This is a genomic window from Pseudomonas asgharzadehiana (assembly GCF_019139815.1).
GTDB lineage: Bacteria > Pseudomonadota > Gammaproteobacteria > Pseudomonadales > Pseudomonadaceae > Aquipseudomonas > Aquipseudomonas asgharzadehiana.
In genome coordinates, this window is the sequence record NZ_CP077079.1 from 4,716,534 (window position 1) to 4,731,210 (window position 14,677).

The 14,677-nt window shown below is 61.8% G+C and carries 12 protein-coding genes; 5 read left to right on the plus strand and 7 right to left on the minus strand.

The features are described 5' to 3' along the window. Window positions 1-32: 32 nt before the first annotated feature. Window positions 33-2,420: a sensor domain-containing diguanylate cyclase gene (locus KSS96_RS21280; protein WP_065878197.1), complete on the minus strand. Its 2,388-nt coding sequence runs from the start codon at window positions 2,418-2,420 to the stop codon at window positions 33-35. Between the two features lie 138 nt (window positions 2,421-2,558). Beyond that, window positions 2,559-4,823: a bifunctional 23S rRNA (guanine(2069)-N(7))-methyltransferase RlmK/23S rRNA (guanine(2445)-N(2))-methyltransferase RlmL gene (rlmKL, locus tag KSS96_RS21285; protein WP_017527471.1), complete on the minus strand. Its 2,265-nt coding sequence runs from the start codon at window positions 4,821-4,823 to the stop codon at window positions 2,559-2,561. 531 nt (window positions 4,824-5,354) lie between these two features. Between rlmKL and rmf the strand changes: the two genes are divergently transcribed. Beyond that, window positions 5,355-5,570 carry a ribosome modulation factor gene (gene rmf, locus KSS96_RS21290; RefSeq protein WP_002553055.1) on the plus strand — a complete coding sequence of 72 codons (216 nt, stop codon included), beginning with the start codon at window positions 5,355-5,357 and terminating at the stop codon, window positions 5,568-5,570. 124 nt (window positions 5,571-5,694) lie between these two features. On the opposite strand, the gene KSS96_RS21295 is transcribed toward rmf, so the two are convergent. The 5 genes from KSS96_RS21295 to sctC all read right to left on the minus strand — a co-directional run bounded on the left by KSS96_RS21295 (window position 5,695) and on the right by sctC (window position 9,497). Next, window positions 5,695-6,723, minus strand: a complete 1,029-nt coding sequence (locus tag KSS96_RS21295) for a quinone-dependent dihydroorotate dehydrogenase (RefSeq protein ID WP_017527470.1) — start codon at window positions 6,721-6,723, stop codon at window positions 5,695-5,697. A gap of 89 nt (window positions 6,724-6,812) precedes the next feature. After that, window positions 6,813-7,265 (minus strand): transglycosylase SLT domain-containing protein, encoded by a 453-nt coding sequence (locus KSS96_RS21300; RefSeq protein ID WP_017527469.1) that lies wholly within the window; start codon window positions 7,263-7,265, stop codon window positions 6,813-6,815. Continuing rightward, entirely contained in the window at window positions 7,258-7,644 is a 387-nt protein-coding gene (locus KSS96_RS21305; RefSeq protein WP_065878199.1) for a winged helix-turn-helix domain-containing protein, read from the minus strand. The genes KSS96_RS21300 and KSS96_RS21305 overlap by 8 nt, the downstream gene beginning before the upstream one ends. Window positions 7,645-7,799: 155 nt before the next feature. Continuing rightward, complete coding sequence (locus KSS96_RS21310; protein ID WP_017527467.1) at window positions 7,800-8,018, minus strand: FliM/FliN family flagellar motor switch protein; 219 nt, start codon at window positions 8,016-8,018, stop codon at window positions 7,800-7,802. Window positions 8,019-8,033: 15 nt separating this feature from the next. Then, entirely contained in the window at window positions 8,034-9,497 is a 1,464-nt protein-coding gene (gene sctC, locus KSS96_RS21315; RefSeq protein WP_439653342.1) for a type III secretion system outer membrane ring subunit SctC, read from the minus strand. A gap of 249 nt (window positions 9,498-9,746) precedes the next feature. On the opposite strand from sctC, the gene KSS96_RS21320 reads away from it, so the two are divergent. The 4 genes from KSS96_RS21320 (at window position 9,747) to KSS96_RS21335 (ending at window position 14,655) form a co-directional block, all read left to right on the plus strand. Next, window positions 9,747-10,973: a CmpA/NrtA family ABC transporter substrate-binding protein gene (locus KSS96_RS21320; RefSeq protein WP_135196190.1), complete on the plus strand. Its 1,227-nt coding sequence runs from the start codon at window positions 9,747-9,749 to the stop codon at window positions 10,971-10,973. A gap of 13 nt (window positions 10,974-10,986) precedes the next feature. Beyond that, entirely contained in the window at window positions 10,987-11,562 is a 576-nt protein-coding gene (locus KSS96_RS21325; RefSeq protein ID WP_017527464.1) for an ANTAR domain-containing response regulator, read from the plus strand. A 211-nt stretch (window positions 11,563-11,773) separates the two neighbouring features. Then, window positions 11,774-12,985, plus strand: a complete 1,212-nt coding sequence (locus KSS96_RS21330) for a nitrate/nitrite transporter (protein ID WP_017527463.1) — start codon at window positions 11,774-11,776, stop codon at window positions 12,983-12,985. Further along, window positions 12,985-14,655, plus strand: a complete 1,671-nt coding sequence (locus KSS96_RS21335; protein ID WP_065878204.1) for a bifunctional protein-serine/threonine kinase/phosphatase — start codon at window positions 12,985-12,987, stop codon at window positions 14,653-14,655. Before KSS96_RS21330 ends, KSS96_RS21335 begins: the two co-directional genes overlap by 1 nt. Window positions 14,656-14,677 lie beyond the last annotated feature (22 nt).

Sequence of the window (14,677 nt, forward strand, 5' to 3'; positions counted from 1 at the left end):
GACACCGCACACCTGTTGCCCTGCGTCGGCCATCAGACCCGCAAGAGTTCGGTTTCCACCCGGTCCCTGCCCGTCTGCTTGGCCAAGTAAACCGCCGAGTCCGCGCGCAGCAACAAGCCATCGATGCCTTCGTCGACCCGCCAACTGGCCACACCAAAGCTGGCGGTGACGATACCCACCGGGGCCATCGGCTCGTTGCGCAGCGACTGCCACAGATCCATTGCCAGGTTATAGGCCTGCTCACCGTCAGTGTTGGGGCACAGCACCATGAACTCCTCGCCCCCCAAGCGGCAGAACACGTCGGTGCGCCGCAGGCGCTGGCTGATGCGTTTGCATAACTCCTGCAACACGCCATCGCCGACGGCATGCCCATGCTTGTCGTTGATCCGTTTGAAATGATCGATGTCCAGCATGATCACCGACAGCGCCCCGCAAGTCCGGTTGACCCGAACCATCTCGGCCTTCAGACGATCCTGGAAATAACGACGGTTATGAATACCGGTGAGGGAGTCGGTAATGGACAGCGCCCGCAGCTCTTCTTCCACCCGTTTGAGATCGGAAATGTCCGACACATAGCCGTGCCATAACGTACCGCCACCGGGTAACTCTTCGGGGGTAGCCTCGCCACGAATCCAGCGCAGGCCGCGTTGCGGCAGCATCACCCGGTACTCTTCGCGCCAGTGACTCAACTGCAACGCCGACAGCCGTATCGAGTCGCGCACACGTTCCACATCCAGCGGATGGATACGTTCGAAGGCCTTCTTCGCGTCCTGCTGCAACACCCCCGTTTCGATTTCATAAATGTCGCGCATGCCATCACTGGCATAGATAAAGCGCCAGTTCTCCTGGGGTTCCAGGGTGAACTGGAAAATCCCGCCGGGCACGTGGGCGCTGAGTTTCTTCAACAGGCGGTCGCGCGCCGCCAAGGCCTCGTAGGCGCGCTTCTGCTCGGTAACATCCAGGTAGATCGCCAAGTGCCCGATCCACAAACCATGATCATCGAGTAACACCGTGGCGAGCATGTTCACCGTCAACTGGCTGCCATCGCGGCGCACCAAGGTCCATTCGTGGGCTTCATGCAGGTTGTCGGTATTTTCTCCCAGCATCGCCTGGCTGGCGGGAATGCGCTTGCCCAGGGTCACGCTCAGGCTGGCGGAGCGCGTTTCCAGCTCTTGCGGCAGGTGCAGGCTCTCCAGGGTCAACTTGCCCACCACCTGCTCGGCCGTGAACCCGAGCATCTGTTCGGCACCGGCATTGAACGTATTGATGACGCCCCGCAGGTCAGTGGCGATGATCGCGACCTGGGTGGCGGCATTCAGCACACTGCGCAATTGGCCGTGGGCGTCGCGCAATTCCTGCTCGCGCAGGCGCAACTGTACGGTGCGTTGCTCCACCAGTTTCAAGGCGCGCTGGCGCTGGCTGACCAGCACATAGAGCAAGGCGCTGAGCAATAGGCTGAGCAACCCACCCATGGTCAGGATGGCGGTCAGCGAAGAATGGTTGGACTGGTCGAACACCCGGCTCGGGCGCAGGGTGAGCGCGTAAACATGGTCACCCAGGGTAAGACGGCGCGCGCCCACCAGCCCGCTGTCGCCCAACGTAGTGTCGGAGGCATACAGCACGCGGCTTTGCTGGTCGGAGGTATCGATGATCTGCATCACCAGGTTGTCCCGCTCCGGCTTGGGCAAACCGTCGGCCATCAGTTGGCGCATGCTGATGACGGCCATCACATAGCCACGAAACTCAGTCGCGGACTGCTCCGAAGCGACTGGCGCCACCAGCAATACCCCGGTGGCGTAGGCGGGCTCCACGCCCACCAATTGCATAGGTTGGGACACCGCCAACCGGCCGCTCTTTTGTGCGCGCTCAAGGGTTGAGCGCCGCAGGGGCTGGGCCAGCAGGTCAAAGCCCAGGGGCGACCCCAGCTGGCTTTGTGTCTGGATGTAGAGTACCGGCACGTACTCATTGCGCTCCGGCGCCGGGGCCAACTCACCGGCCGAGTTCAATTCACGGATCGTAAAAGGCTCACCGCGCAAGCGCGACGCTTCTTGCTCAAACTGGCTGCGCTGCTCATGAAATACCCGCGGCGCCCAGGCATAGGCACGGGCGCGCAGCAATAAAGGCTGGGCGAAACCATCGAACTCTTCGCGGGACACATCATTGGAGTTAACGAAGAACCTTCGCAGGCTGTTCAGGCGTTGTTCCTGATCATCGAAGCGTTCCTGCAAGCGGGTATACCGCTCGTTGACCAGCAACTGGAAGCGCTGGCGCACCTGTTGCTGATAGAGATCGGAGGCGGCCCAGGCGACGACGAGTGCCAGGGCACACCCTGACAGAAACACCACCAATGCCACCAGCCAAGCCGACGCCTGTTCACTGATAAAGCCTAGGATTTTCGGGCGGACAGCTTGCAACGGCATAGGCAACACTCACAACGCCAGCGTGCGGGGGTGTCACTTTGGCTAGGCCTTAGTTATAGCTACCGACCCAGGGTTTGACCAGCGCAAAAAAGCCGCAAGCGCGGAATAAACCAGGCGTGCGGCTGTTGGCTACGGCGATCAGCGAGCGGTGATTTTCCAGGCCCGGTGGATCTTGGCATTACGCGCAAAATCCGGGTCGATGGTTTTGTCGCTGATTTCCTCGACCGCATAGCGTGCGCTGAGGTTGTCCTCGAGCTGGAACTTGCGGAAGTTGTTCGAGAAGTACAGCACGCCGCCCGGTGCCAGGCGGGCCATGGCCAAGTCGAGCAACTGCACGTGGTCACGCTGCACGTCGAAGATGCCTTCCATGCGCTTGGAGTTGGAGAAGGTCGGCGGGTCGATGAAGATCATGTCGAACTCATCGCGGCTGGCCTCCAGCCACGCCATCACATCACCCTGCTCCAGACGGTTCTTGTCAGAGAAACCGTTGAGCGAGAAGTTGCGACGGGCCCAGTCCAGGTAGGTCTTGGACAGGTCGACGCTGGTGGTGCTGCGCGCGCCGCCCTTGGCCGCGTGCACACTGGCGGTGGCGGTGTAGCAATACAGGTTGAGGAAACGCTTGCCGGCCGCCTCTTTCTGAATGCGCATGCGCATCGGGCGGTGGTCCAGGAACAGGCCGGTGTCCAGGTAATCGGTGAGGTTGACCAGCAACTTCACGCCGCCTTCGCTGACCTCGGTGAACTTGCCCTGGGCGCTCTGGCGCTCGTACTGCTTGGTGCCGCTCTGGCGCTCGCGACGCTTGACCACGACGCGGCTCTTGTCGATGTTCAGTGCCTGGGGGATGGCGGCCAGGGCATCGAACATGCGCGCGGAGGCTTTTTCCGGGTCGATGGACTTGGGCGCGGCGTATTCCTGTACGTGGACCCAATCGTGGTACAGGTCGATGGCCATGGAGTATTCCGGCATATCGGCGTCGTACACACGGTAGCAGTCCACGCCTTCGCGCTTGGCCCACTTGCCCAGCAACTTAAGGTTCTTTTGCAGGCGATTGGCGAACATCTGCCCGCCTTCGCTCAAGCGCGCCTGCTCCACCACCGGGGCCGGGGCCGGCTTGATCGGGTTACCGTTCTTGTTGTACTGACGCTCTTGCGGCTCGACCGGGGCCTGATCGTAAGCGGCCTGCTCACGTTCGGCCTGGCGCTGCTCCGGGGTGCGGCGCTCGCCTGTGACGAACTGGTCCGGGTTGACGTTGATCAGCAGCAATTTGCACGGCAACGCGCCGTTCCAGAACGAGTACTGCTTGTGGCTGCGGATGCCCATGCGCTTGCCCAGGTCCGGCGCGCCGGTGAATACCGCCGCTTCCCAACCCATGCACGCCTGGCGCAGACGCTCGCCAAGGTTCTGGTAGAGGTACAACAGGCTGGCTTCGTCACCCAGGCGTTCGCCGTAGGGTGGGTTGCAGATCACCAGGCCTTTCTGGTTCTGGTCCGGGCGCGGCTCGAAGGTGCCCACTTCGCCCTGATACACCTTGATCCAGTGGCTCAGGCCGGCGCGCTCGATGTTGTTGCGCGCGGGCTGGATCAACCGCGGGTCCGCCTCGTAGCCACGTACCCACAGCGGGGTTTTGTTCATGCCGATGGCCGCGCGTTCAGTGGCCTCTGCGTGCAGTTTCTTCCACAGCGCCGGAACGTGACCCAGCCAGGTCGTAAAGCCCCACAGTTCGCGATTGAGGTTGGGCGCCATGTCGGCGGCAATCATCGCGCCTTCGACCAGGAACGTACCGACGCCGCACATCGGGTCGGTCAGCGCGCCGCCTTCAGCGGCAATACGCGGCCAGCCAGCGCGGATAAGGATCGCGGCCGCCAGGTTTTCCTTCAGCGGCGCCGCGCCTTGCTGCAAGCGATAACCGCGTTGGTGCAGGCTGTGGCCGGAGAGGTCGAGGGACAGGATGGCTTCACCACGGTCCAGGCGCAGGTGGATACGCAGGTCCGGGTTGATCTTGTCGATGGAGGGCCGTTCGCCGGTCGGGGTGCGCAATTTGTCGACGATTGCATCCTTGACCTTCAGCGCGCCGAAGTGGGTGTTGTCGATGCCCGAACCGTGACCGCTGAATTCCACCGCCAGGGTGCCGTCAGACACCATGTGATCGGCCCACTCGATATCCAGCACGCCGTGGTAGAGGTCTTCGGCGTCCTTCATCGGGAAGCGCTTGAGCACCAGCAGCACACGGTTGGCCAGGCGCGACCAGAGGCACAGGCGATAGGCGGTTTCCATGTCGGCCATGCCGCGCACGGCCGAGGTGTGCTCGCGCGCGTCCTCAAGGCCAAGCCCGACGGCTTCCTCGATCAGCAGGCCTTCGAGGCCTTTGGGGCAAGTGAGGAAGAGTTCAAAACGGTCCGACATGGGGCATTCCAGGCTTTTCAGCGATAAGTGAACGGGCGACGCATCGCCGGTTCGATTTTCAATCGAGCACTTTTCTTGAAGAGTGCTCGCGTGGCACGAATGTGCCGTTCCACCCCGTCTGCCGGGCCCTTGAGCCTTTAGTGACGGGGCAGGATGAATTTTTTAAGCAACAAAAAGAAATATTCCGACCCTTCGTCGAATAAAAACCGACTGCAACAGGAGGACATTCTCACTTAAGGACTCAACCCGTCCTCTATGCAGGCTGCATCATAGCTGGCTTTGCCACACAAATGGGGCGAAAAGCCAGCCCAGCTTATGGCTATAGCATCGTTATCGTTACGTGCTTATGACAAAACGATCATTGAATCCATGTGACCTATTGGTTAGAACTCAACACAGGTTGGCGCCGTAACGACGCCGACACTTGGCTCGCCACGCCGGCAGCGAGCCCACCAACGGCAGAAAAACTCTGCCCGGCCTCAGACGAGGCCGAAGGATATCAAGACAGTCAACAAGTGAGGGAAACACCCTATGAGAAGACTTAAGCGTGATCCGTTGGAAAGAGCTTTTTTACGCGGATATCAATATGGCGTTCATGGCAAATCCCGTGAGCTTTGCCCATTTACTCTACCGTCGGTACGCCAAGCCTGGATCAACGGCTGGCGAGAAGGACGCGGCGACAACTGGGACGGTATGACTGGCACTGCGGGAATCCACAGACTCAACGAACTTCACGCCGTCGGCTAATCAGGGCACTTAATTCCGACACACCACCTTTGAATATGTAACGACTTAACCACGCACGTCCTATCCGGGCGGCGGGCTTCGGCCCAGGGGGCTCCTTTATGGAGCCCTTTTTATGGGCTGTGGCTCAGGCTTTTTTGGGCAATGCCGCAATCGCATCCACCGACTGGCGGATCAGTTCAGGGCCCTTATAGATAAAACCGGAGTACAACTGCACCAGGCTGGCGCCCGCGGCGATCTTCTCGGCCGCATGCTTACCTTCGGTAATACCGCCTACCGCGATAATCGGCAAACGACCGGCCAGCTCGGCAGCCAGCACCTTGACGATATGGGTGCTCTTGTCCCGTACCGGCGCGCCCGACAGGCCACCGGCTTCATCGCCATGGGCCAGGCCTTCGACGCCGACCCGGCTCAGGGTAGTGTTGGTTGCAATCACCGCATCCATACCGGCATCCACCAGCGCCTGGGCTACCAGCACGGTTTCTTCATCGCTCATGTCCGGGGCAATCTTGATGGCCAGGGGCACGCGTTTGCCGTGGCGCACGGCCAGGTCTTCCTGGCGCTGGCGCAAGGCTTCGAGCAGTTGCTTGAGCGAGTCGCCAAATTGCAGGCTGCGCAGACCCGGGGTGTTGGGCGAGCTGACGTTGACGGTGACGTAGCTGGCGTGGGCGTAGACCTTGTCTAGGCAGATCAGGTAATCATCCACCGCACGCTCGACCGGGGTGTCAACGTTCTTGCCGATGTTGATGCCCAGGATGCCTTTGTACTTGGCGGCCTGAACCCGCGACAGCAGATGATCAACGCCCAAGTTGTTGAAGCCCATGCGGTTGATGATCGCCTGCGCTTCCGGCAGGCGGAAAATACGCGGCTTGGGGTTACCCGGTTGCGGTCTCGGCGTCACGGTGCCGATCTCGACAAAGCCAAAACCCAATTGCGCGAAGCCGTCGATGGCCGAGCCATTCTTGTCCAGGCCCGCAGCCAGCCCGACCGGATTGGGAAAATCGAGCCCCATCACCGACACCGGCATTTTTGCCGGTGCCTTGCATACCAGGCCATTGAGCCCCAGGCGGCCGCCCGCGCCGATCAGGTCCAGGGACAGATCGTGGGAGGTTTCCGGGGAGAGTTTGAACAACAGCTGGCGGGCCAGGGTATACATGGGCGGGCTAGACTCGGATGGCAGCGAAAGGTGGCGCCGATTATAGCCGGGGTCACACCATGCACGCGAGGCGTGCCGGCCAAACCTTACTAACGCTGCTGCATCAGCGCCTCATAACGCGACCAGATCTTTTCTGCATAGCGCATGCGCAGTGCCTCACGCTCGGGCCCGGTGCCCGCGTTGTAGGCCCCCACCGCCGTCCAGTTGTAGCCAAACCGCTGGATGAATTCGGCCAGAATCGAAGCCGCCACCTCCACCGACAGGCAGGGCTCACGCAATAGCCGCTCCTCGGTAATGCCCGACTGGAGCAGGCGGGGCAAATGGATGCTGTTGATTTGCATCAGGCCGATATCCCGGCTGCCGTTGCGGTTGGCAGGGTTGACCGCCTCTGGCCGATTATCCGACTCCACGGCAGCGATGGCCTGCAGCAATTCCGGCTCGATATCGTAGCGACGGGCCGTTTCCTCCCAGCAAAAGGCCAGCGCCTGCTCACTGCTCATCACCGCCATAAACAGGAAGGCCCTGCGCCAGAACCTACCCATGGCTGACTCGGCCGCAGGTCAAGCACACCTGCCCAGCCGCTCTCATGCGCGTCTCGGTCTCCACTGGGCATGTAAAGCGATACCCTCTGCCATAGATCGTCTTGATAAATGTCTTGTCGGCGCCAAGGTGTTTGCGCAGCGAATAGATACAACGTGTCAGCGACTCCTCGGCAACTTCCCCCTGGGGCCACGCCTGCTCCAACAGATGATCCTTGGTCATCAGCACCCCGCCAGACCCCAACAGCAACCGCAGAACCTGCAACTCCTTGGGCGGCAGTTGAACGTCCGTGGTCCTGCCGGTCAGGCGGCCATCGCCATGCAACGTCCAATGGGCAAAGACCAGTGAAGTCGTCGGCATACGTTCATCCACGACGGCCATAGCTACCTCGGCATCCAACTAATGACATTGAAATCCTTATTTTCCATACGGGCTCCAGCGCCCACGCCACGACTATAGAAACCTGCTTCGCAAGCCACGCTAGGAAAAAAGCCATAGATCCGGCGACTTCAAGAACTGCCCTGTCGGAATTTTCTTCAACCATCTGGCGCCCATTGTTGATAGACCTCGTACAGCTCAACCCCAAGTCGATCCTCCAACTGCACCAGCTCACCCAAGGCAAACAGCTGGCCGTTGACCCGCACCTCAACGCTATGGATGACCGTGGGCGCCAACGGCAACACCTTCCCAGGCGCAAAGGCGGCCAGGCGCCTGCGACTGATCAGTTGTTCCTGCAGAAGAATTTCCAGATGCATGGGTTAACGCCTTATTCACGGAGAGAGATCACTGCCCGGTCGTACAAACGCGCGTTGCACCCGCTCGTACTGCGCCGCAGTCAAGGGCGGAGGCCCCAAGCCTGCAGACATGCCCTGCCCTTCGCTGCTGACCACCCGGGCCTGAACCACAAACAGACGAACCTCGGCAGGATCGCTTCGCGCCACGCCGTACGCCGGCTCGCGCGCGTCACGCCGGAACGCTCCCAGCCACAGGCGCCGGCCCTGGGGCACGCGCACCACCGTGCTCACACTCACACGCCCAACGGCTGTGGGTTTACCACGCCGCCCCACCTCACTGACCTGGCGGCCATCCTGCACATTGAGCAACATCTCGATTTGATTCGCTTCAACAATGCGCGGCAGCACACTGACCTGAGAACCATAGGGCACAGGTTTCCAGTCAGCCGTGTCGTTTCCGGGAGCCGACAGGTAAAAGGTATGGTTGTCTTCGAACACGGCCGGTACGTTCTCCTGGGTAAGCACCACCGGTAACGTCACCACCCTTGCACGGCGTCGACGTTCAAGCGCGGCGATCTGCTCCATCAACTGCCGGTCTTCCAGCGGCGCCGGAACGTGCGCGTTTGATGCGCTGGTTTGATTGTCCGGGACGAGGTTCAGCTTTTTCATGTCGTCACGGTTCATGTCCACCAGCCACAACGAGACTTCGACGGCTCGCCTGGGCGTGTCCAGTTCCGCCACCAGTTGCTCGATAAACTTCACCTGTGCAGGTTTACCCTTGATCAGCAGGCTGTTGGTATCGGCATAAGCGGTCACCCCAAGGCTCCGGTCAGCCAGCGGCCCCTTGTGCTCACTCGCCAGCAGGGCCTGGATCGTCGACGCCATGCCCGGCACCGTCACCTTCTGGTCGCCCATGGCGTACTCGCGGTCGGCCACAGGGGTATTCAGCACGTGAGCCACGCCAAAGGCCTGGCTACCCACGCGCAGCCCGGCGCGCTGGCGGTCCATCAATTGAGCCAGGCGCAACACCTGGTCGACGTAGTTGGGCGGCCCCGACACATAGAAGGTGCGCCCCTCGCTGACGCGCAAGGGGTAGCGCGTCTCATCGAGCCCCGAACGACGCATGAGGCTGCGAAACCGGTCGATGGAAAGATGCCGCAGCGCCACCACCGAGCTTTTCGCCTCACTGGCGTCATAGACAAAAATCGCTTGCCCATCGCCATACCAGATCAAGCCGTGCTGCAGCGCCAGGGACTCCAGCGTCTGTTGCGATGCGTCGAGCGCCAGCACCCCACTGAAACGTTGACGCGCCACTTCCCGGCTCACAACCACGGGCACGCCCAAGGGCACCGACAAAGCGCTGAAAACAGTGTGCAGGCTCTCGTCCCGCGCTTCATAGGTGGCGCCCCTGGCGAGCATGTTCCCCAGCATCAGCGCGGCAAACAGCAGCCCGCGACAACGCCGCAGGCGAGACATCAATGCAGTGAAATCAGCGTACACCGTGGGGTTCCTGGGGCGGCCTGGGTTTAAGAAGCGGCCATACTGAGAGCCAGCCCGATTTCAATCTTGATGGAAAGTTGACGAGCGATTGCCCCTGCCGGCCCGTGGCATGTGCCTTGCTATGCACTCCGTATCAAAGCGCGCACCAACGGCGGAGCGGGCTGATGGACAAAGGCGTCGTTACCCGCCATGACGTGCACCGTCATCTGCGGGAACGGCGCTTTTTTTTGAAAGAAAAGGTAGGTGTTGATGAGCGATTCGGTTGGCAACAGCCCGATAAACGACCCGCTGGCATGGGTCAACGGCAGTGATGCCCCGGAAAAGAGCAGCCTCGACCTGGGCTTCATGGCCTTGAGCGATTGCGCGTCCCTGGTGGTGGCCGCGACCCAGGGTTTCGCCCAGCCCTATGGCCTGACCCTGAACCTCAAGCGCCAATCCTCATGGGCCAACCTGCGGGATAAACTGGTCAGCGGCGAACTGCACGCCGCCCACAGCCTGTACGGGTTGATCTATGCCGTGCACCTGGGTATCGGCGGCGTCGCGCCCACCGAGATGGCGGTATTGATGGGGCTCAATCAGAACGGCCAGAGCATCAACCTCTCCCACGGCCTGCAGCAGCAGGGGGTGGTCACTCCTGAGGCACTGGACCGCCACGTGCACCAAAGCCGAACAAAACTGACCTTTGCCCAGACCTTTCCCACAGGCACGCACGCCATGTGGTTGTATTACTGGCTCGCAAGCCAAGGCATTCATCCGTTGCAGGACGTGGACAGCGTCGTGGTCCCGCCCCCGCAAATGGTTGCACACCTGCAGGCCGGGCGTATCGACGGCTTTTGCGTCGGCGAACCCTGGAGCGCCAGCGCAGTCGCGCAAAGCCAGGGCTTTACCCTGGCGACCACCCAGGCGATCTGGCCCGATCATCCGGAAAAAGTGCTCGGCTGCACCCAGGCATTCGTCGACCAATACCCCAATACCGCCCGGGTATTGGTGATGGCCATCCTCGAAGCCAGCCGGTTTATAGAAGAGAGCACCGAAAACCGCCGTTCCACCGCGCAGTTGCTCAGCGGCCGTGACTATCTGGATGCCCCGCTCAATTGCATCGAACCGCGCCTGCTGGGCACTTATGACGACGGCCTGGGCAACCAGTGGCAAGACCCCCACGCGCTGCGCTTTTTTGCTGACGGCGAGGTAAACCTGCCGTACCTCTCAGACGGCATGTGGTTCATGACCCAGTTTCGCCGCTGGGGCCTGCTGCGCGACGACCCCGACTACCTGGGCGTTGCGCGCCAGGTGCAGCAACTGGCGCTGTATCGCCAGGCGGCCGAGGCGTTGGGCATCAGTGCAGCGCAACGCGACATGCGCAGCAGCCAGTTGATCGACGGCAAGGTGTGGGATGGCTCTGACCCGGCCGACTACGCCCGCAGCTTTCGCCTGCATGCGCTGGCCGATCACGCCAGCCGCCAAGCCTTGCGCTGACAGGAGTACTTCCATGCTGCGAATCCTGTTGATCAATGACACCCCGCGCAAGGTCGGACGCCTCAGAACCGCACTGATCGAAGCCGGTTTTGAGGTGATCGATGAGTCGGGCCTGACCATCGACCTGCCGGCACGCGTCGAAACGGTGCGCCCGGACGTGATCCTGATCGATACCGAGTCACCGGGCCGCGATGTGATGGAACAGGTGGTGCTGGTCAGCCGCGACCAACCCCGGCCGATCGTGATGTTTACCGATGAACATGACCCGGATGTGATGCGCCAGGCAATCAAGTCTGGCGTCAGCGCCTACATCGTCGAAGGTATCCAGGCCCAGCGCCTGCAGCCGATTCTCGACGTGGCAATGGCCCGCTTCGAAAGCGACCAGGCCCTGCGCGCCCAGCTTCAGGCCCGGGACCAACAGTTGGCCGAGCGCAAACGCATCGAACTGGCCAAGGGCATGTTGATGAAAATGAAAGACTGCAATGAGGAAGAGGCCTACACCCTGATGCGCCGCCAGGCCATGAGCCGCCAGCAGAAACTGATCCAGGTGGCTGAGCAGATTATCGCCATGAGCGAGTTGCTCGGCTGATTTGGCTCATCTCTTGCTAAACAATCAACACAGGTAACCAACGGCGGTTGCCCCTCCACGACAAAGACGTCGCACATCCGGTTTGCCCACGCGAACCCGGTGGCGGCGTTTTTTCGTTTTTGGCCCCCGTCATGGGGGCCGGTGGGGTGGCCTCAGCCGGCGACTCCATCACCAGGCCTTCTTACAAGACTCCCAACCGTTGAGGTGCGTGATGAAATCAAGCTTCTGGAAATCCGGGCACACCCCGACCCTGTTTGCCGCGTTCCTGTATTTCGACCTGAGCTTCATGGTCTGGTATTTGTTGGGCCCGCTGGCGGTGCAGATTGCCGCCGACCTGCACCTGACCACCCAGCAACGCGGGCTGATGGTGGCCACTCCGATCCTGGCGGGCGCGGTGCTGCGCTTTTTGATGGGCATGCTGGCCGACAAGCTGTCGCCCAAGACCGCCGGGATGATGGGTCAGGTCATCGTGATCGTCGCGTTGTTCGGCGCCTGGAAACTGGGGATTCACACTTACGAGCAAGCGTTGCTGCTGGGACTGTTCCTCGGCATGGCCGGCGCTTCCTTCGCGGTGGCATTGCCCCTGGCCTCGCAGTGGTACCCGGCGGAACACCAGGGCAAGGCCATGGGCATTGCCGGTGCCGGTAACTCGGGCACCGTGTTCGCGGCCTTGCTGGCGCCCGTGCTGGCGGCGGCGTTTGGCTGGAGCAATGTATTCGGTTTCGCACTGATTCCGCTGATCCTGACCCTGATCGTGTTCGCCTGGCTGGCGCAAAATGCGCCTGAGCGCCCTAAAGCGAAATCCATGGCTGACTACTTCAAGGCCCTGGGTGACCGCGACAGTTGGTGGTTCATGTTTTTCTACAGCGTAACCTTCGGCGGCTTTATCGGCCTGGCCAGTGCCCTTCCCGGTTACTTCAACGACCAGTACGGCCTGAGCCCGGTGACCGCAGGCTACTACACCGCCGCCTGCGTGTTCGGTGGCAGCCTGATGCGCCCCCTGGGCGGTGCCCTGGCCGACCGCTTCGGCGGGATCCGTACCCTGCTCGGCATGTACAGCGTGGCGGCAATCTGCATTGCGGCGGTGGGTTTCAACCTGCCCAGTTCCTACGCGGCGCTGGCACTTTTCGTCTGCACGATGCTCGGCCTGGGCGCAGGCAACGGCGCGGTATTCCAATTGGTGCCACAGCGTTTCCGGCGTGAAATCGGCGTAATGACCGGCCTGATCGGCATGGCCGGCGGCATCGGCGGCTTCGCCCTCGCCGCCGGGATGGGCGCCATCAAGCAAAGCACCGGCAGCTATCAATTGGCCCTGTGGTTGTTCGCCAGCCTGGGCGTGCTGGCCTGGTTCGGCCTGCATGGCGTCAAGCGTCGCTGGAGAACCACCTGGGGCTCGGCGGCCGTGACTGCTGCGCGCGTCTGATGAGCCTGCAACTGAGCGTCGCCCAGGCCAGCGCCATCGGCCCCCGGGCAGAAAACCAGGACGCGCTGCGGGTGGTCACGCCCGTGGCGGAACTGGCCGCAAGCAAAGGTTACCTGTGCGCCATGGCCGACGGTGTCAGCCAATGCGCCGACGGTGGCCTGGCTGCCCGCTCGACCTTACAGGCCCTGGCCATGGACTACTACGCCACGCCGCAAACCTGGGGCGTGGCACAGGCACTGGAACGCTTGCTGCTGGCGCAAAACCGCTGGCTGCAGGCCAATGGCGGTGGCCAGCCGTTGCTGACCACGCTCAGCGCCCTGGTATTTCGCGGGCAACGTTTCACCCTGGCGCATGTGGGCGATTGTCGGGCGTATCGCTGGCTAGACGGCGAGTTGCAGCGCATCAGCGAAGATCACGTGTGGGAGCAGCCGGGCATGCAGCATGTGCTCAAGCGTGCGCTTGGCCTGGATCAACACCTGGTGCTGGATTTTCTCGACGGCCAATTGCGTGAGGGCGAATGCTTCCTGCTGCTCAGCGATGGCGTTTGGGCCACCCTGGGCGATCACAGCATCCGCGCGATCCTGCGCGAGCAGACTGACCTGGACCTGGCGGTAAACACGCTGGTCAACGCGGCGCACCTGGCCGGTAGCCAGGACAATGCAAGCGCCCTGCTGGTGCGCATCGATACCCTCGGCGAAGCCACGCTGGGCGATGCCCTGGTGCACTTGCAGCAGTGGCCCGTGCCGCCGACCTTGAAACCCGGCCAACACTTCGAGGGCTGGCAGGTAGACGCCCTGCTGGCGCAAAGCCGCCAGTCATTGTTATACCGAGTACGCGATGCCCAGCAGCAACCCTGGCTCCTGAAAACCCTGCCGCTGAACCGCGACAACGACAGCGACGCCGGCCAGGCCCTGCTCGCGGAAGAATGGTTCTTGCGACGCGTGGCCGGTCGGGCGTTTCCCGAAGTTCATGCGGCCAGCGCGCGTCAGCATTTGTATTACGTGATGCGCGAATATCGGGGACAGACCCTCGCCGAACTTTTCCAGCGCCAGGGCCCGTTACCCCTGGCGCAGTGGCAGTGCGTGGCAGAGCGCTTGCTGCGAGCGGTGGGCATGTTGCATCGCCGCCAGATCCTGCACCGCGACATCAAGCCGGAAAACCTGCTGCTGGGAGACGACGGTGAGTTGCGTGTGCTGGATTTTGGGCTGGCATATTGCCCGGGCCTTTCAGAGGATCAAGCCCATGCGCTGCCCGGGACCCCAAGCTTTATCGCACCCGAGGCCTTCAATGGCGAGCGTCCTACGCCTCAGCAGGATTTATACAGTGTTGGCGTCACGCTGTATTACCTGCTGACCGGGCACTACCCCTACGGCGAAATCGAAGCCTTCCAGCGGCCCAGGTTCACTCAGCCGTTCAGCGCCAGCCGCTATCGCCCCGACCTGCCGGACTGGCTACCGCTCAGCCTGGAGCGAGCCGTGGCGGCACAACCTGCACAACGCTACGAAACCGCCGAAGAATGGTTGCTGGTGCTGGAGCAAGCCGATCGACGCGAGCTGAGCATTCGCCCCAGGCCACTGCTGGAGCGCGAACCGTTGAAGGTCTGGCGAACCCTGGCGCTGCTGTCGCTGCTGATCAACCTGATACTGCTGTATTCACTCTTTCATAGCTGAATTCATCTACACGAGGGAACCC